The sequence below is a fragment of the Lysobacter sp. MMG2 genome (assembly GCF_016735495.2).
Taxonomy (GTDB): Bacteria; Pseudomonadota; Gammaproteobacteria; order Xanthomonadales; family Xanthomonadaceae; genus Lysobacter_J.
The window spans coordinates 258,116-275,802 of the sequence record NZ_JAERQY020000001.1; the positions used below are offsets into that span (position 1 = coordinate 258,116).

Sequence of the window (17,687 nt, forward strand, 5' to 3'; positions counted from 1 at the left end):
CAGCCGTTTACAGAGGGAGTATAGCGGGCCGCAACGCGGCGGCGGCCGGGTCTTCGACGGGCGGCTGCGGGTTCAGGCGCGCAGGCTGCGGCCGGTATCCGGGTCGAAGAAGTGCAGGTGGTCGGGGTTGTGGTCCAGGTGGACGGTGTCGCCGACCTTGGGCAGCTTGCGGGGCGGGAGGCGCACGACCATCTCCTCGCCGCCACAGTCCAGATTGAGGAAGGCCTCGTTGCCGACCGGCTCGACCGTTTCCACCCGGGCCGTCAGGCGCCCGGGGCCGGCGTCGGCCAGGGAGAGGTCCTCCGGCCGCAGGCCCACGATCAGCCGCCGGCCGACCTGCCGGCGCAAGGTGCCGAGCAATTCCTCCTCGGCCACCAGAGCGAAGTCCACTCCGTCCTTCAGGCGCAACGCCAGCCCGCCGCCGCGCTCCACCACCTCGCCCTGCAGCAGGTTCATCTTCGGGCTGCCCAGGAACGTGGCCACGAACAGGTTCGCCGGCCGGTTGTACAGCGCCATCGGCGTGTCGATCTGCTGGATGCGGCCTTTGTCGAGCACCACGATCCGCTGGCCCAGCGTCATCGCTTCGACCTGGTCGTGGGTGACATAGATCATCGTCGTGCCGAGCTTGCGGTGCAGGCGCGCGATTTCCACGCGCGTGGATGCGCGCAGCTTGGCGTCGAGGTTGGACAGCGGTTCGTCGAGCAGGAACACCTGCGGCTGCCGCACCAATGCGCGACCGAGCGCGACGCGCTGGCGCTGGCCGCCCGACAGCGCGGCGGGCTTGCGATCCAGCAGCGGTTCCAGTTCCAGCATCTGCGCCGATTCGCGCACGCGACGGGCGACCTCGTCCTTGGACGCGCCGCGCAGCTTCAGTCCGAAGCCGAGGTTCTCGGCCACCGTCATGTGCGGGTACAGCGCGTAGCTCTGGAACACCATCGCGATGTCGCGATCCTTCGGCGCGATGTCGTTCACCACGCGATCGCCGATGCGCAACTCGCCGGAGGTGATCGTCTCAAGCCCGGCGATCATGCGCAGCAGCGTGGACTTGCCGCAGCCGGAAGGACCGACCAGCACCATCAGCTCGCCGTCGCCGATCTCGAAGGTCGCGTCGTCCACGCCCACGTAGCCGTTGGGATACACCTTGCGCAGACGATCCAGCGTGACCTTCGCCATGAATTCCTCGGGAGCCCCTGGGCGGCCTCGACGGACCGTACCGGCATTTTCGACGCGCCGGCGATGCAAATGTCACCGGCGTCCGCTATCCTGCCATGTAACCGTTTTCATGCCTATCCACCCCGTCAGGCCACCGTACCGATGAGTCAAGCGTCCGATCAGTTCGCATTCCCCAAGGGCTTCCTGTGGGGCGCCGCCACCGCCGCCCATCAGATCGAAGGCTCGCCGCTGGCCGATGGCGCCGGCCCGAGCATCTGGACGCGCTTCGCGCACACGCCCGGGATGATGCTCAACGGCGACACCGGCGATGTCGCGTGCGATCACTACAACCGCTGGCGCGACGACGTGAAGCTGATGCGCGAGCTGGGCCTGCAGGCCTACCGCTTCAGCGTGTCGTGGTCGCGCATCCTGCCCGACGGCACCGGCCGCGTGAACCAGAAGGGCCTGGACTTCTATTCGCGCCTGGTCGACGAACTGCTCAACAACGGCATCGAACCGCTGCTCACGCTCTACCACTGGGACCTGCCGGCGGCGCTGGACGATCGCGGCGGCTGGCTCAACCGCGACATCGCCGACTGGTTCGCCGAGTACGCCAGCGTGATGTACCGCGAGCTCGACGGCCGCGTGAAGAAGTGGGTCACACTCAACGAGCCGTGGGTGGTCACCGACGGCGGCTACCTGCACGGCGCGCTGGCGCCGGGCCATCGCAGCAAGTACGAAGCGCCGATCGCCTCGCACAACCTGATGCGCGCACACGGCGCGGCGGTGAAGGCGTATCGCGAGATCGGCAAGCACGAGATCGGCCTGGTGGTGAACATCGAGCCGAAGTACCCGGCGACCGATTCGAAGGAAGACGCCGCCGCCGTTCGCCGCGCGCATGCCTACATGAACGAGCAGTACCTGCACCCCGCCCTGCTCGGCCATTACCCGCCGGAACTGAAGGAGATCTTCGGTGACGCCTGGCCGCAGTGGCCGGCGGAAGACTACGAGCTGATCAAGCAGAAGCTCGACTTCGTCGGCATCAACTACTACACGCGCAGCGTGACCAAGGCCGCCGAGAGCTACCCGCTCAACACCGGCGTCGTGCGCCAGCCGCTGGGCACCTACACCGAGACCGGCTGGGAAGTGTTCCCGCAAGGCCTGACCGACCTGCTGCTGTGGTTCAAGCAGACCTACGGCGACCTGCCGGTCTACATCACCGAGAACGGCGCGGCGTTCTTCGATCCGCCGACCGCGATGGCGGACGACGACGGCAAGCGACGCATCAAGGACCCGCTGCGCACCGATTACCTGCGCAAGCACCTGCGGGCGATCCACGACGCCATCGACGCCGGCGTGGACATCCGCGGCTACATGCTGTGGTCGCTGCTGGACAACCTGGAATGGTCGCTGGGCTATTCCAAGCGCTTCGGCATGATCCACGTGAACTACGCCACGCAGGAGCGCACGCCCAAGGACAGCGCGCTGTGGTACTCGAAGGTGATCGCAAGCCACGGGCGTTCGCTGTCCGATCCGCTGCCCTACTGAGGGCGCGTTTTCGCGACGGGATCCGCTGCCCCATTCCCTCCCTCGGCAGCGGGTCCCGCCGTCTTTGTAGCCCGGGTAAGCGAAGCGCACCCGGGTTCGTCGGCGCATCTGCCCGGATGCGCTTCGCTTCCCCGGGCTACGGGAACCATGTTGCCGCGCGCTGATTTCGTATTCAGTCGCCCGGACATCACCTTGGCGCGCCCGCATCGCAGACAGACGCGTGACGGTCCATTACGCTGCGCGACAACCTGCGCGATGCGCGACGACTCCGCCGTGGTGATGCCTTGAGCGACTCCTCCGCCCCCGAATCCCACGCCCTGCTCGCCGACATCGGCGGCACCAACGCGCGTTTCGCGCTGGCCCGGCACGACGACACCGATCCGCTGCTGATGGACAGCGTGCGCGAGTTCGCCGTCGCGGACTTTCCCTCGCTCGCCGATGCCGCCGCGCACTACCTGGACGTCACCGGCGCGCGTGCGCGCACGGGCGTGTTCGCCGTGGCCGGTCGCGTGGACGGCGATGAGGCGCGCATCACCAACCATCCCTGGGTGATTTCCGCCGCACGCACGGGCGAATCGCTGGGTCTGGAATCGCTGCGCCTGGTCAACGACTTCGCCGCGCAGGCCATGGGCGCCTCGCTGCTGCGTCCGCAGGATGTGGTCGCGCTGGGCGGCATCGGCTGGAATGGACACGATCGCCAGGACCGCACCTTCGCCATCATCGGCGCGGGAACCGGCCTGGGCGTGGGCGGGCTGCTGCGTCGCGGCGGCCGCCATTTCCCGCTGCAGACCGAAGGCGGCCATGTCAGCTTCGCGCCGAACTCGCCGGAGGAGATCGAGATCCTCCAGCAGATGTCGGCCGAGTTCGGTCGCGTGTCGAACGAACGCCTGGTCAGCGGCCAGGGCCTGGTGAACCTGCACCGTGCGCTGAGCAACATCGCCGGCGAAGACCCCGGCCCGCTCACGCCCGCCGACGTCACCGCGCGGGCGAAAGACGGCGACCCGCGCAGCCTGCGCACGATCGACGTCTTTTGCGCGGTATTCGGCGCGGCGGCCGGCGATCTGGTGCTGACGCTGGGCGCATGGGACGGCGTCTTCCTCACCGGCGGGCTGGTGCCCAAGCTGCTGCCGTCGATCGCCCATTCCGGCTTCCGCCAGCGCTTCGAGTACAAGGGCCGGTTCTCGCCGGTGATGGCGCGCATTCCGACCCTGGCGGTGGTGCATCCGCAGCCGGGCCTGCTCGGCGCCGCCGCGCTCGCCCAGGACGTCGCGTAAGCAGACGTCGTCTTGAGGTGGGCTGTGCGAGGATTCGCGCATGGCCGACCGCTCGCCCCTTCCGCGCGACGACGCCGCTGCGGCGTACGTGCTGCACGTGCATCCGAACCACGAGGTCTGGACCTGGGCCGCGGCCGTGGCGATCGCCGCCGAACTGCGCCGCGAACTGAGCCTGCGGCCGCGCGCGCGGCTGCTGCTGTCCGGCGGTGGCACGCCGGGGCCGGTCTATCGCGCTCTGTCGCAGGCACCGCTCGAGTGGGAGCGCGTGGATGTCGGTCTGGTCGACGAGCGCTGGCTGCTGCCCGACGACCCCGACAGCAACGCCTGGCTCGTGCACCGCGACCTGCTGCGCGATCACGCCGCCGTCGCGCATTTCGAACCGATGACGCAGCCCGGCCGCCACATCGAAGGCGCGGTGGCCACCGCCAACGCGCACGCGCGCAACCAGGCGGCCATCGCGGTGCTCGGCATGGGCGAAGACGGCCACGTCGCGTCGCTGTTCCCCGGCATGGAAGGTTTCGACCGCATCCTCGCCAGCCCGCGCGACTACGCGGTCGTGGACGCGCACGATTGCCCGGGCGCGCGCCAGTGGCCGCGCCGCATCAGCCTCACGCCGTACGGTCTGGCGCGCATCCCGCATCGCCTTCTGCTGTTGCAGGGCGAGCGCAAGCGCATGATCTTCGAGCAGGCCGTCGCATCAAACGACCCGCAACGCTGGCCCGTGCTGCTCGCACTGGACAGCAAGCACGGCCGACCCTTGGAAGTGCACTGGTGCGAATGACGCCGGATCAGGCCGGCTCGGAGGCGATCTGCGCCGGTTGCGCCAAGGCAGGCACGGGGCGGCGCGCCATCTCGACCAGCGTCAACGCATAGGCGGCGACCACGACCGCCGCGCAGGCCGTGACCGGCCATTCCGGAAACAGCCACCACGCCGCGAGCAGCCCGAGGGTGCGCACGATCGCGTGCCGGTAACCCAGCGGATGCGCGACGATCCACGAGTACACGACCCAGTGCAGCCCGAGCGCGATTCCCAGGCTCAGCGGCACGAACCGCGGCATCGCGAAGTACAGCGGGATGTGCAGTGCCCACAGCAGGTTGACCATCACCACGCACGCGCCCATCAGCCGTGACAGCGGATTGTCGCGGCCGGTGAGTTCCTCGCCGCGAACGGACGCGACGGCCAGGGCGAGCGGGAAGATCAGCGCCATCGCGAGCACGAGCACGGTGACGCCCGATTTCAGAGGCAGGAACAGTCCGGCGACGCCCGCCACCGACCAGACGATGGTCCCGGCGATCGGCATGGACATGGAACGACGGCTACGGCGTTCGAAATCGATCCTCAGGTCCTGCAACGTGCTCATGGCGCGATCCCCTGTTGGCGTCGGATGCATCGGCGCGTGCCGGCGCGCGTCCAGTCTGACGGCGCCCACGGCCGGCTGTTGTGCCCGAATGAACACAACGCAGCGGGCGCGCCACTCCCCACCGTGGGGATTGGCGCCGACTTCAGGCGGGCGGGCTGGCGCAGCGGCGGCCCGGGAGACCTACACCTGCGGCACACCCCGCGAACGACCCACCTCCGAGCGTGGCGGCGCACCGAACAGGCGCTTGTACTCGCGACTGAACTGCGACGGGCTCTCGTAGCCGACATGGCGCGCGGCGGAGAGCGCCTCCATGCCGCCGGCCATCATCAGGCGCCGCGCTTCGTGCAGGCGCAGATGCTTCTGGAACTGCAGCGGCGACATCGTCGTCACCGCCTTGAACTGGTGGTGGAACGAGGAAGTGCTCATGTGCACGGTGCGCGCGAGTTCATCGATGCTCAGCGGCTCCAGGTAGTCCTCGCGCAGCTTCGCCACGGCGCGCGCGATGCGGCTGGAGCGTGTGTCGGTCATCGCCAGTGCACGCAGGCGGTAGCCGAGTTCGCCGGTGAGCACGCGATAGAGGATCTCGCGCCGCGTCATCGCCGCGAGCATCGCCAGATCGTCCGGCGCGTCGAGCAGGCGCATCAACCGCAACACGGCGTCCATCAGCGGCGCGTTGACGCGCGCGGCGTACAGCCCCGGGTCCACGCCTGAAGGCGGCGGTGCCGGCGACTGCCCGGCGTCCACGAGAAGACTCGCCACGTCGTCCGGGTCGATGTCCAGGCGCAGGCACAGGTACGGCTCATCCGGCGTGGCCTCGATCACCTGCCCCGACACCGGCAGCGTCACCGACACGACGAGGTAGTTGAGCGGGTTGTAGTAGTAGGTCTGCCCCGCCAGCGTCGCGGTCTTGCAGCCCTGCGCGACGATCACCAGACGCGGCTCGTACACGGCCGGCATGCACTCGGTCGGCTGGCTGATGCGGACCACGCTCAGCGGCGCGTACGCGGTGCCATGGACGCCGTCGGACGGCGTCAATCGGGCAATCCGGCCGGCAAGCTCGCGCAGCGCGGGGCAACCGGCATGGTGTTCGGGCGTTGCCGTGGAAACACTGGCATTCATGGCGTTCCGTCACGTTCCTCAACCATGCCGATTATGCCGTCTAGGCCAGAGGTCATGTTGCCGATCCGGTCGATTTGCAGGATCGGGCAATGATTTCGCAGCAATGGACTTTCCAACGCAACCGCCGCGGCGCGACCATAACCGGGACACGAAAGGCCCACGCGTCGTGCCTCACGTCCTGCCGTCCGTCGCGGCGCAGGTCGCGCGGGACGTTGCGGTTGGCGCCGTCTCCAGACGCTTCGCCCCGCAGAGGCCGGCCGCACCATGTGGATTGTCCAGTACGCCCTGAGCCGCCGGTACACCATCGGCGTGCTCGCGATCCTGATCCTGCTGTTCGGCACCCTGGCCGCGCGGCGCATGCCCACCGACATCCTCCCCGAGGTCGGCATCCCCTCGGTCAACCTGGTGTGGACCTACAACGGCCTGCCGGCTGCGGACATGGCCGCCAAGCTCACCTCGTTCTCCGAGGTGGCGATCATGAACACGGTCGATGACCTGAAAGAAGTGCGCTCGGAGACGATCAACGGCGCCAGCATCGTGCGCATCGATTTCCAGCCCACGGTGAGCCTGGATCGCGCACTGGGCCAGATCACCTCGGTCTCGCAGACGATCCTGCGCCGCATGCCGCCGGGCACTTCGCCGCCGCTGGTGATCCGCAACAACGTGTCCTCCACGCCGGTGCTGATGCTGGTGCTGTCCTCGGATTCGCTGACCGAAGCACAGCTGTACGACTACGCGCGCCTGCAATTGCGCTCGCAGATCCAGACGATCCCCGGCATCCGCATGTCGCTGCCCTACGGCGGCGCGGCACGGCAGATCATGGTCGACCTCAACCCGGCGGCGTTGCAGACCTACGGCCTCACGCCGGCCGACGTCACCGGCGCGCTCGAACGCGGCAGCCCCACCCTGCCCTCCGGCGCGATCCGCGAAAACGCGCGCGAGATGCAGATCTCGCTCGACACGAGCCCCGCAACGGCGGCGGACTTCCTCGACATCCCCGTTGCCTCGCGCAACGGCACGCTGGTGTACGTGCGCGACATCGCTTCGGTGCGCGACGGCGGCGCATTGCAGACCAACGTCGCGCGCATGGACGGTTCCAGCGCGGTGGCCGTTGCGCTGATCAAGCTCGGCAACGCATCGGCCGTGGAGCTGGTGCGCTCGGTGCGCGAGCGTCTTCCCGAAATCGAAGCCTCCGCGCCGCCCGGCACGCGCATCCAGCCGATCTTCGACCAGTCGGTGTTCGTCGACAACGCTATCGGCTCGATCCGCCACGAAGCGCTGCTGGTCGGCCTGCTGGTCGCACTGGTGGTGCTGGTGTTCATCGGCTCGTGGCGTTCCAGCCTGATCGTGCTGTCGGCGATTCCGCTGGCGCTGCTCGCCTCCGTCGCGATGCTGAGCCTGCTGGGCTACACCTTCAACGTGATGACGCTGGGCGGCCTGGCGCTGGCGATCGGCATCCTGGTCGACAACGCCGTGGTGGACGTGGAGAACACCAACCGCAACATCGCCCTGGGCAAGGACGTGCGAACGGCGATCCTGGACAGCGCGAAGGAAGTGGTGTTCCCGGAGATGGTGTCCACCATCGCCATCTGCATCGTGCTCACGCCGATCCTGCTGATGACGGGCCTGTCGGCGTGGGTGTTCACGCCACTGGCGCTGGCGGTGATCTTCGCGATGCTCGCCTCGTTCCTGCTCTCGCGCACGCTCATCCCGGTGCTGTGCTACCTGCTGCTGCCGGCGGACATCAAGAGCCGCGCGAACCCGCGCTGGGCGCCCGAGAAGTTGCTGCTCAAGATCAACCACAAGGTCGAGCACACGCTGGATTCGCTGCGCGACCGGCACCATGCGTTGCTGGTGAAGCTGGGCCACCACGGCGGCGTGCTCGCCATTGCCGCGCTGCTGGTGATCGCCATCGGCGGCGTGTCGGCGGTGTCGCTCGGCCGCGAGTACTTCCCGCATGTCGATGCCGGCCAGCTGCGTTTCCAGGTGCGTTTCCCGTCGGGCACGCGTCTTGAGGAAACCGCTGCGCGCGTCACCGACATCCAGCGCGAGATCCGCAAGATCGTTCCGGCCGACGAATTGCAGACCGTCTACGAGCAGATCGGCGTGCCCGACGCCGTGAACCTGTCGCTGGTCGACAGCGCGGTGGTCGGCTCGTTCGAGGCCGAGATCATGCTGCAGTTGAAGACACCGCACGGTCCAAGTCACGAATACCTGTCGAAGATCCGCCACCTCATCGCCCAGAAGTACCCCGACGTGAAGATGTTCGAGCGCCCGCCGGACGCGACCAGCCGCACGCTGGCCGGTTCGGCCGCGGCGGCGTTCGAGGTGCGCCTCATCGGTCGCGACAACGCGGGCAATCTTGCGCTCGCGCGTGAGATCGAACAGCGACTGGGCAAAGTCCCGGGCGCGGTGGACGTCGCGCTGCGCCAGGTGCTCGATCTGCCCGAATACCAGGTGCACATCGACCGCACGCGTGCCGCGCAACTCGGTCTGGATGCGCAGCAGGCCAGTCGCGCCGTGCTCGCCGTGTTGGGCTCCTCCGGCACGGTGACGCCGGTGTACTGGACCGACACCGTCAACGCGCTGGCCTACACCGTGCAGGTGCAGGCGCCGCCGGTGAACATGACCAACATCGACGAACTGCTCAACGCGCCGCTGCGCATCGGCAGCGATGGGCAGGCGGTGCTGCTGCGCAACATCGCCACGGTCACGCCGCGCCGCGTGCCGGCCTCGCTCGCCCGCACGACGCTGGCGCCGACGATCAGCGTGCTGGCCAACGTCGAAGGCACGGACCTGGGCTCGGTCTACGACGCATTGAACGGCATTACCAAGGAACTGGAAGGCCGCCTCAAGCCCGGCAACCGCATCGAGATCGTCGGCCAGGCCGGCGAGATGCAGAGCGCCTACAGCGAACTCGCCGCGGGCCTGCTGATGTCGGCCGCGCTCGTCTTCCTCGTGCTGGTGGTGAACTTCCAGTCGTGGATACAGCCGCTGGTGGCGATGTCCGGCCTGCCCATCGCGATCGCCGGCGCCGCGTTCGCCCTGTTCGTCACCGGCACGCCGCTGAGCGTGCCGGCGCTGATGGGCGTGATGATGGTGATCGGCGTGTCCACCGCGAACAGCGTGCTGGTGACGAGCTTCGCGCGCGGCCTGGTCGCGCAGGGCCACGATCCGGAACTCGCCGCCTACGAATCCGCCGCCGTGCGCCTGCGCCCGGTGCTGATGACCGCAAGCGCCATGGTGCTGGGCATCGTGCCGATGGCGCTGGGCCTGGGCGAAGGCGGCGAGCAGAACGCGCCGCTGGGCCGTGCCGTCATCGGCGGCCTGCTGTTCGGCACGCCGGCCACGCTGATCCTCGTTCCCTCGATCCTCGCGGTGCTCGGCCGGCGCATGCCCGCCGCCGCGCGCCATGCCGCCCATCCCGAAGACGTGCCCGGTGCCGAAGGTGCCGAAGCAGGAGCCACCCCATGACCACCGCCCTCTCCCACGCGCGCTTCACGTCGGCACGGGGTGCCCTGCTCGCCTTCAGCGCGCTGTCGCTCGCGATCGCGCTGACCGGCTGTAACGGCAGCTCGGCCGAAACCACGCCGCCGCAGGTCGTGGCGGAAGTCCTGACCGTGCAGGCCAAGGCCGCCGACAACACCTTCGAACTGCGCCTGCCCGCGCGCGCGCTCGCCGGAGAATCGGCGCAGCTCTTCCCGCGCGCGACCGGCTTCGTCAGCGAACGCCGCGCCGACCTGGGCGACAAGGTCGAAGCCGGCCAGGTGCTGGCGGTGATCTCCGCGCCCGAATCCGACCAGGCCGTGCGCGAAGCCGCCGCCGTGCTCGCCCAGGCCAAGGCCGACCAGGAACTGGCGAAGGTGAACTACGACCGCGCCGAAGTGCTCATCGGCTCCGGCGCGATCTCCAAGGAGCTCTACAGCGACCGCAAGGCCAACTACGACGTGGCCATCGCCGCGCGCGGCGCCGCCGAAGCGCGACTGGCGGCTGCGCGCGAGCGACAGGGCTTCCAGACCGTGCGTGCACCGTTCTCCGGCATCGTCGTCGCGCGCAATGTGGAACGCGGCGATCGCGTGGTCGGCGATGCGGCCAGTGCCGAACCGATGTTCGAGGTGAACGCGCTCGATCCGCTGCGCGTGGTGGTCGACGTTCCGCAGAACGTGGCGCTGCAGGTGCAGGCCGGCGTGGAAGGCGACGTCACCTTCCCCGAACTCCCGGGCCAGACGTTCAAGGCGCAGGTCGTGCGCAGCGCGAATGCCATCTCGCGCGATGCGGGCGTGATGCGTACCGAGCTGCGCCTGCCCAATCCCGACAGCCGCATTCCCGCCGGCATGGTCGGCACGGTCGCCCTGCATCTCGCGCGCGCGGCGCCGGCGATGGTGGTGCCGGTGTCGACGGTGATCCAGCGCGGCAGCGGCGCGCAGGTGGCGACCGTGAAGGACGGCAGGCTCGACTTCCGCGATGTCACCCTGGGGCGCAACCTGGGCAATGACATCGAGATCCTCTCCGGCGTGGCGGCGAACGACACCGTCGTGCTGGCGCCGAACGCGCTGCTGACCGCAGGCAGTCCGGTGAAGGCGCGGGCGTTCGTGGCGGAGAAGAAGTAACCCTCGGCGCTCGCGCGCACCTCGGCCGCAGCGCTGCTCGAGGCGATAAAGACACCGTCATCCCGGCGAAGGCCGGGACCCAGGCACGCAGCCTTGCCGCTGCCATTCCGTCATTCCTGCGGAAGCAGGAATCCATTTTGATCTTCATGGCGCGCGCCAGCGTCACCCGATCGCAAGATCAACATGGATCCCAGCTTTCGCTGGGATGACGCTCGGGTTGTTTCGGCGCTGGGGTTGTTTCGGCGCTGGGGTTGTTTCGGCGCTGCGGTTGTTCGGCGCTTGATAGTTCGAATGCACTGCGCCTGGGTCCCGGCCTTCTCCGGGATGACGGTATAGCTGCTAGACCGAACGGCGGAATCAACGCAGCGCGACTTCGACCTTCGCTCCCGCACGCTCGATCTTCAGCTCGCCCCCCTTCCACTGCGCGGGCTTTCCGTCGATCCGCGTCGCCCCCGGCGCCGTCGCATACGGCCAGGTCAGCACCACACCGCCCGGCGGCACTTTCGTATCGGGCGACAGCGAGAACAGCACACGCCCATCGCGCTCCATCAGCGAATAGCCAAGCGGCCCGTACGTCGTGCGCAGGTTCGAAACGCCGACGCCCTCGCCCGCCAGCCAGCCCGACGGAATGCCCGCGGCGAGCACCAGCGCATCGTCCGCATCGCGCGTGTACGCGAACAGGTCCAACGCCGAACGCACGTAATCCGAAGCAACCCACGCATGCGGCAGATCGCCCACGAAGAACGGCTTGCGCGGCGTGCGCGAGACGACTTCGGCCCATTGGTTCCACGCGCGCGGCTGCTGGTCGGCGAAGAAGAAATCCAGCGCCTCGTGCGCGCGATCGCGCCAGCCCAGGCGGACGAAGGTGCCGATGGTGCGCAGCTCGTACGGCGTGTAGTCCTTCCACTCGCGCGTGCCATCGCGACGGGCCACGAACTCGCGCCAGTAGCGTTCGAACGTGTTCGTCAGCAGGTCCTGCGGCAACCGCCCCTGTTCGCCGCCGGGCGCGAGCGCGATCGTCGTGGAAGTCGCATCGAAATCGCCCAGCTCCGCCGCACCCGGCAGGAAGTCGATGCCGTGCTGCTGCGTCGCCGCGCGCAGCGAGGCGTAGAGATCATCACGGAACTGGTCACGCGCGGCGATGAAGCGCTTCGCATCGTCGTCCTTGCCCAGCCACTGCGCGATCTCCACCGCATCCTTGTAGCCGCGCAGCGCCCAGAAGTTGTCCCAGTACGAGTGCATCGGCTTGGCCGAATAGCCTTCGTGGCTGATCGAGGCCGGCATCATTCCGTAGAACGCGGGATTGCGCGCGCGGTTCGCCTGCGTGCGCTCGCTCAGGCGCAGCTTCTCCATGTACTCGAACGCGCCGACCACGTGCGGCCACATCGATTCGAGCAGGGCGTGGTCGCGGTTGAAGCGGTACACCTCGGCGATGGTGAAGATCAGCTCGCCATGGCTGTCGTTCTCCGGCACCGGATCGCTGCCGCGATCGTCCACGCAGCACGGCACCTTGCCGTTGTCGAATTGATATGGCGCATACCAGCGAAGGAACTCCGTCGCCACGTCTTCGCGGCCCATGCGCAACAGGCCTTCGCCGATCATCGCGCCGTCGCGGATCCACGCGCGCGAATACGAGCGCGTTCCCGGTTGCAGGCGCGGTCCGATGCGGCTGATCAGCATGTGCGCCAGCGCGGTGCGCAGCGTGTCGACGACGTGCTGCCCCTGCGCGGGAACACGCAGTTGCACGCGGTCGAGCTTGCTCCGCCACAGCGCGGCGGTGGCCTCCTGTGCATTGGCGGCGTCGATCGGCGGACGCGGCGGCTGCGGGTCCTTCCCGGTGAGGCGCACGCTCCAGTCGAACTCGCTCGCCTGGCCTGGCGCCAGTTCCACCGAGTACAACAGCGCGCCCGATGCGAGCCCGGTGTCGTCGGACACGCTCGTGGTCGAAGGGCCGACGGCGGCGAACACGTTGCCCGTCTCGCAGCCGTCCGCGCAGAACGAAGACCAGTCCGCGCGCGCCATCCGCGCCACCACGTCGCCCTCGTCGAAACGGCTGGCGAAGGCGGCATGGGACTTGCTCGCGCGCACCGGATTCCGACCCTCGACCAAGACGACGCCTTCGCTCGCGCTGATCGAATGGATCGCACTCACGCCACCGACGGTGCTGAGGAACTGCGTCGGAGGATTCACCTGCATCGGCCGCGCCGCCAGCGCGAAGACGTAACGACGCGGGAGGTCGGACGTGTTGCGCAGGCGATAGCGCGCGGTCAGATGGGAATCGTCGCGCTCGCCGTGCGCGAAGGCGGTGATGTCGAGGGCGAACTCGGCGTGCTGCCAGTGCACCGAGGGAATCGGCAGGTAGCCGTCCTGCAGCGACTGCGTCGTCTTCACGTCCGCCCACGACACGAGCCGGCCGTCGCTCACCACGAACGGCTCGATGCTGAAGGCGCCCTTGCCCACTTCGATGGCGCCATCCTCGCCGATCAGGCCCTGTTCGACGCCGCCGTCCAGGCCGAGGATCGTCCAGTACGGCTGCTCGCCGCTGAAACCGCGCGGGAAATGCCCACGCGGCGCATCCTTCGCGACGGAACGCACGAAGTCGTTCGGCGTCGCCGCGAAGGCCAGCGGCTCGATCACTACGTCCGCAAGCGCGTAGTACGGCGGCGAGTAAGGCTGCGCATCCTGGCCGGCCTCAAATTGCAGGCGCAGGTAACGCGCCTCCGATTCGGGCAGCGCGATCGGGTCCTGGCCGCCATTGCCACTGGATACTTCGCGCACGTCCTGCCAGTCGCGACCGTCGCGAGACAGCGCGATGCGGTACCGCGTCGCCGCGTGACCCGGCGCCCAGCGCAGGGTCAGTCCACCGAACTCACGCAGACGCCCCAGGTCCATTTCCAGCAGTGGCGCGGGCGACACCTCTACCGGCGCGATCCAGGCACTGGCCGCGTCGTCGTCGACGGCGAGCGCCGGAGCGCCGCCGACCATCTCCACGCTGGCGCGTGCCGAAGGACGCGGCGGCGGTGTGGTGTCCACCGGCCGTCGACGGAAGGTTAGCGTGTCCAGGCACACCGTCCCTTTGCCGCCGACGCTGTTGTAGATCGTGAACTCGACCTTGCGACTGTGGCGCAGCGTCGAGTCCGGCGTAGGACCCCATGCACGGCTGATGTGACGTTTCTTGTAGACGACCGGTGTCCACTCCTTGGGAAACTCGAAGCGCGGCTTGTTTACCCACCACACGTTGTCGCCACTGTCGTCGACCAGCTTGAATTGCAGATCGTTGGGCGGCGAGTCGCCACGCACGCGGAAACCGAACTCGTAGTCGTCGGGATAGTCCAGCGGCAGTTCGCGTTGCAGGCCGGCGTAACCGGACACACCGTTGAAATCGTAATCCAGGCACACCGCCTTGCCGTCCGCGCCCGGCACTGTGCGCAGCTTGCCGCTGACCTGGTCGGAGGTGACGACCTGCCACGGCGTCGTGGTTTCGAAGGCGTCCAGCACTCGGATCTCTCCGACGCCCTGCGCCCACGCCATCATCGGAACGAGCACACCGGCCCACGCCAAACGCTTCACCGCTCTCACCCTTTCACGCTCCCGACCAGCAGGCCCTGCAGGTAGTACCGCTGCAACGCCAGGAACAGGATCAACACCGGTAACACCGTCACTACCGACCCGGCCATCATCATCTCGTTGTCCTGCACGTGTTCGCGCGACAGCGAGGCCAACGCGACGGGCAGTGTGAAATGGCCCGAATCGCTGAGCACGATCAGCGGCCACATGAAGTCGTTCCACGCGCCCAGGAACACGAAGATCGCCAGCGTCACCAGAATCGGCTTGAGCACCGGCAGCACGATCTGGAAGAAGATGCGTGTCTCGCTGGCGCCGTCGATGCGCGCCGCCTCCAGCAGTTCGTCCGGGATCGAGCGCGCGTACTGGCGCACCAGGAAAATGCCGAACACGCTCGCCATCAGCGGCACCACCGCGCCGGCGTACGTATTCACCAGCCCCATCTGCTTGAGCATCAGGAATAGCGGCATCATCGTCACCTGCGCCGGGATCACCAGCGCGGCCAGCAACAGTCGGAACACGCGCTCGCGCCCGGCGAACTTCAGCTTGGCGAAGGCGTAACCCGCCATGGTGTTGAGCAGCAGCGCGATGGCCGTGGCGACCGTCGCGATCAGCGTGCTGTTGAGCAGGTAGCGGCCCATGCCGGCACGGGCGAACAGCTCGTGGTAATTCGCCAGCGTGGCGTTGGAAGGCCACAACGGCGGCGGGAAGTGGCTGGCCTCGCCGGGCTGCATGAAGGACACCGACAGCATCCACAGCAGCGGCGCGAGGCTGATCACCGCCAGCGCGATCATCAGGCCGTTGACAATGGCACGGGCCAGGCGCGGGGTCATGTCATTCCGCTCCTTTGCGTCGTGCGAACCACAGCAGGCCGCTGGTCGCCACCGTCATCAGCGCGAACAGCAGGAACGCCACCGCCGACGCATTGCCCAGGTTCCACCACTTGAAGCCCTCGTCGTACATCAGGTACAGCACGCTCACCGTGCTTTGCAGCGGCCCACCCTGGGTGATGACGTAAGGCTCGGCGAACAGCTGGAAATAGCCCGACAGCGTGAGGATGCCGACCATCAGCAGCACCGGCCCCAGCTGCGGCAAGGTGACGTTCCAGAACTGCTGCGCGGGCGTGGCGCCGTCGATGCGCGCGGCTTCGTACAGGTCCTCGGGGATCGACTGCAGGCCGGCGATGAAGATGATCATGTTGTAGCCGAAGTTCTTCCACACGGCGAAGGCGATGATGGTCGGCATCGCCCAGGTGGGATCGCCCAGCCAGTCGATCGGATCCAGCCCGATGGAAGTGAGCCCCCAGTTCACCAGTCCGTAGCGCGTGTGGAACAGGTAGCGCCAGATCACCGCCACCGCGACCACCGTGGTGACCACCGGCGCGAAGAACGCGGTGCGGAAGAACGGCTTGAAAACCGCGACCTTGGAATGCAGCAGCAACGCCGCGCCCAGCGACACCGCGATCGACAGCGGCACGCCGACCACGACGAAGTACATCGTGTTGCCCAGCGCCTTCCAGAACAGCGGGTCCTGCAGCAGGTTCCAGTAATTGCCCAGTCCGACGAAGCGCAGATTCGACAGATCCGCCAGCGAGTAGATGTCGAAATCCGTCAGGCTCAGCGCGAAGGCCGCCAGCACGGGCAATCCGAAGAACAGGCCGATCACCACCAGCGCGGGCGCGGCGAACATCCAGCCGGCGGTGGAGGCGCTGACCCTGGGCGCGATGGTCATCGCGAACCTCCTGCGGCGGCGTCCTGATCCATCATCCAGCGGCGCTTTTCGAGGATGGCGTCGGCGCGGCGGTCGAGTTCCGTCGCCGCTTCATCCACGGTGTAGCGGCCGGCGACCAGCTGCTCGCCGACGATGCGCAGCTCCTGCGCGATGCGTTCCCACTCCGGCACTTTCGGCGCGGGTTTGGCGCGTTCGAGCTGTTCGCGAAACGGCAACGTGTACGGGTCGGTCGCCAGCGCCTGGCTGCTCTCCCACGCACTGCGGCGTGGCGGCAGGTTGCCCGTGAGCGTGTGGAATCGCACCTGCACCTGCGGATCCGACAGGTACGCGACCAGCTTCCACGCCGCGTCCTTGTTCTTCGCCTGCTGGAACACGACGAAGCTCGCGCCGCCGGCGACGGACGCACCCGGGCCGTCCGGACCCGGCAACGGCATCGTGCCCCACTGGCCTTCCATCGACGGCGGCAGGCGCTTGCGGAACTCGGCGATGTTCCAGGGGCCGTTGACGTAGAAGGTGTAGAGGCCGCGGCCGAACTCGTTCCAGACGTTGGAGATCTGGTTGTTGCTGAAGGGCGGCGCCCACTTCTGCACGAAGATGTCGTTGTAGAACGCCAGCGTGCGGCGGAAGCCGTCGCTGCGGAAATTGCCGTAGCGGCCGTCGTCGCGCAGCAGCGGGTCGGGCTGCTGGATGGCGAGGTTCAGCAGCGGCTCGTACTCGTTGAGCGGCAGCAGGATCGCGTAACGCTCGGGCCCGACGTGGCGCTTCACCGCCGCCATCGCCTCGCGCCATTGCGCCCAGGTGCGCGGCGGTTGCTTCACGCCCGCGGCCTCAAGGATGTCGCGTCGATAGAACGGCAAGCGCGTTTCCACGTACCACGGCACCGCGTACACATGACTGCCGATCACGCCGGTGTCCCACGAGCCCCGGAAGTAATCGTCGGGCGACATCGACGGCGTACGCGCGAGGAACGGCTCCAGCGGCGCGACCGCGCGCAGCTCGACAAACTCTGCCAGCCAGGTGTTGCCCAGCCCGCACACATCGGGCAGGCCGTCACCGGCGAAGGCGGTCAGCAGCTTCTCGTGCGCGGCGGTGACCGGCAGTTGCTGCACTTCCACGCGGATGTCGGGATGCAGGCGTTCGAAGTCGGGGATGAGCTGGCGCACCATCTCGCCTTCGAAGCCCATCGCCCAGAAGCGCACCACCTGGCGCGCGTCGCGCTCGCCTCCGCAACCGGCGATGACGAGCGTGGCGAGCATCGCCAGGACGAACATCATCCAGCGCGCGGCTTTCGTGCCGATGCCTGCCGTGCCGGACGCGCGCGCGCGGAT

The 17,687-nt window shown here is 68.1% G+C and carries 12 protein-coding genes; 5 read left to right on the forward strand and 7 right to left on the reverse strand.

What is annotated here, in order from left to right:
• Positions 1-72: 72 nt before the first annotated feature.
• A complete protein-coding gene (ugpC, locus tag JI752_RS01100) occupies positions 73-1,173 on the reverse strand; it encodes a sn-glycerol-3-phosphate ABC transporter ATP-binding protein UgpC (RefSeq protein ID WP_216958156.1) in 1,101 nt (366 codons plus the stop codon).
• A 141-nt stretch (positions 1,174-1,314) separates the two neighbouring features.
• On the opposite strand from ugpC, the gene JI752_RS01105 reads away from it, so the two are divergent.
• From JI752_RS01105 to pgl, 3 genes are all read left to right on the forward strand, one after another.
• Positions 1,315-2,700, forward strand: coding sequence for a GH1 family beta-glucosidase (locus JI752_RS01105; RefSeq protein WP_216958157.1), 1,386 nt, complete (start codon positions 1,315-1,317; stop codon positions 2,698-2,700).
• A gap of 284 nt (positions 2,701-2,984) precedes the next feature.
• Entirely contained in the window at positions 2,985-3,974 is a 990-nt protein-coding gene (glk, locus tag JI752_RS01110; protein WP_254200132.1) for a glucokinase, read from the forward strand.
• Positions 3,975-4,014: 40 nt separating this feature from the next.
• Positions 4,015-4,755, forward strand: coding sequence for a 6-phosphogluconolactonase (pgl, locus tag JI752_RS01115; RefSeq protein WP_216958160.1), 741 nt, complete (start codon positions 4,015-4,017; stop codon positions 4,753-4,755).
• Positions 4,756-4,762: 7 nt separating this feature from the next.
• On the opposite strand, the gene JI752_RS01120 is transcribed toward pgl, so the two are convergent.
• Positions 4,763-5,335, reverse strand: coding sequence for a hypothetical protein (locus tag JI752_RS01120; protein ID WP_216958162.1), 573 nt, complete (start codon positions 5,333-5,335; stop codon positions 4,763-4,765).
• Between the two features lie 180 nt (positions 5,336-5,515).
• Positions 5,516-6,454 carry an AraC family transcriptional regulator gene (locus JI752_RS01125; protein WP_216958164.1) on the reverse strand — a complete coding sequence of 313 codons (939 nt, stop codon included), beginning with the start codon at positions 6,452-6,454 and terminating at the stop codon, positions 5,516-5,518.
• A 264-nt stretch (positions 6,455-6,718) separates the two neighbouring features.
• Here JI752_RS01125 and JI752_RS01130 point away from each other — a divergent pair, with 264 nt between their 5' ends.
• Complete coding sequence (locus JI752_RS01130; RefSeq protein WP_216958166.1) at positions 6,719-9,928, forward strand: efflux RND transporter permease subunit; 3,210 nt, start codon at positions 6,719-6,721, stop codon at positions 9,926-9,928.
• A complete protein-coding gene (locus JI752_RS01135; RefSeq protein ID WP_216958168.1) occupies positions 9,925-11,064 on the forward strand; it encodes an efflux RND transporter periplasmic adaptor subunit in 1,140 nt (379 codons plus the stop codon). The genes JI752_RS01130 and JI752_RS01135 overlap by 4 nt, the downstream gene beginning before the upstream one ends.
• 357 nt (positions 11,065-11,421) lie before the next feature.
• Here JI752_RS01135 and JI752_RS01140 read toward each other — a convergent pair whose 3' ends face one another.
• Genes JI752_RS01140 through JI752_RS01155 form a run of 4 tightly spaced genes read right to left on the reverse strand, consistent with a single transcriptional unit; the run spans position 11,422 to position 17,615 of the window.
• Positions 11,422-14,598 (reverse strand): discoidin domain-containing protein, encoded by a 3,177-nt coding sequence (locus JI752_RS01140; RefSeq protein ID WP_216961697.1) that lies wholly within the window; start codon positions 14,596-14,598, stop codon positions 11,422-11,424.
• Between the two features lie 41 nt (positions 14,599-14,639).
• On the reverse strand, positions 14,640-15,461 hold the full coding sequence (locus JI752_RS01145; protein ID WP_216958169.1) for a carbohydrate ABC transporter permease: 822 nt from the start codon (positions 15,459-15,461) through the stop codon (positions 14,640-14,642).
• 1 nt (position 15,462) lies between these two features.
• The gene (locus tag JI752_RS01150) at positions 15,463-16,359 is read right to left on the reverse strand and encodes a sugar ABC transporter permease (protein ID WP_216958171.1); all 897 of its coding nucleotides are present in this window, start codon (positions 16,357-16,359) and stop codon (positions 15,463-15,465) included.
• Complete coding sequence (locus JI752_RS01155; RefSeq protein ID WP_254200248.1) at positions 16,356-17,615, reverse strand: sugar ABC transporter substrate-binding protein; 1,260 nt, start codon at positions 17,613-17,615, stop codon at positions 16,356-16,358. The genes JI752_RS01150 and JI752_RS01155 overlap by 4 nt, the downstream gene beginning before the upstream one ends.
• Positions 17,616-17,687: the final 72 nt, after the last annotated feature.

Excerpts from the sequence above, each read along its gene's own strand:
- ugpC (WP_216958156.1), bottom strand. The coding sequence starts at position 1,173 with ATGGCGAAGGTCACGCTGGATCGTCTGCGCAAGGTGTATCCCAACGGC.
- JI752_RS01105 (WP_216958157.1), top strand. The coding sequence starts at position 1,315 with ATGAGTCAAGCGTCCGATCAGTTCGCATTCCCCAAGGGCTTCCTGTGG.
- pgl (WP_216958160.1), top strand. The coding sequence starts at position 4,015 with ATGGCCGACCGCTCGCCCCTTCCGCGCGACGACGCCGCTGCGGCGTAC.
- JI752_RS01120 (WP_216958162.1), bottom strand. The coding sequence starts at position 5,335 with ATGAGCACGTTGCAGGACCTGAGGATCGATTTCGAACGCCGTAGCCGT.
- JI752_RS01125 (WP_216958164.1), bottom strand. The coding sequence starts at position 6,454 with ATGAATGCCAGTGTTTCCACGGCAACGCCCGAACACCATGCCGGTTGC.
- JI752_RS01130 (WP_216958166.1), top strand. The coding sequence starts at position 6,719 with ATGTGGATTGTCCAGTACGCCCTGAGCCGCCGGTACACCATCGGCGTG.
- JI752_RS01135 (WP_216958168.1), top strand. The coding sequence starts at position 9,925 with ATGACCACCGCCCTCTCCCACGCGCGCTTCACGTCGGCACGGGGTGCC.
- JI752_RS01140 (WP_216961697.1), bottom strand. The coding sequence starts at position 14,598 with ATGATGGCGTGGGCGCAGGGCGTCGGAGAGATCCGAGTGCTGGACGCC.
- JI752_RS01145 (WP_216958169.1), bottom strand. The coding sequence starts at position 15,461 with ATGACCCCGCGCCTGGCCCGTGCCATTGTCAACGGCCTGATGATCGCG.
- JI752_RS01150 (WP_216958171.1), bottom strand. The coding sequence starts at position 16,359 with ATGACCATCGCGCCCAGGGTCAGCGCCTCCACCGCCGGCTGGATGTTC.
- JI752_RS01155 (WP_254200248.1), bottom strand. The coding sequence starts at position 17,615 with ATGCTCGCCACGCTCGTCATCGCCGGTTGCGGAGGCGAGCGCGACGCG.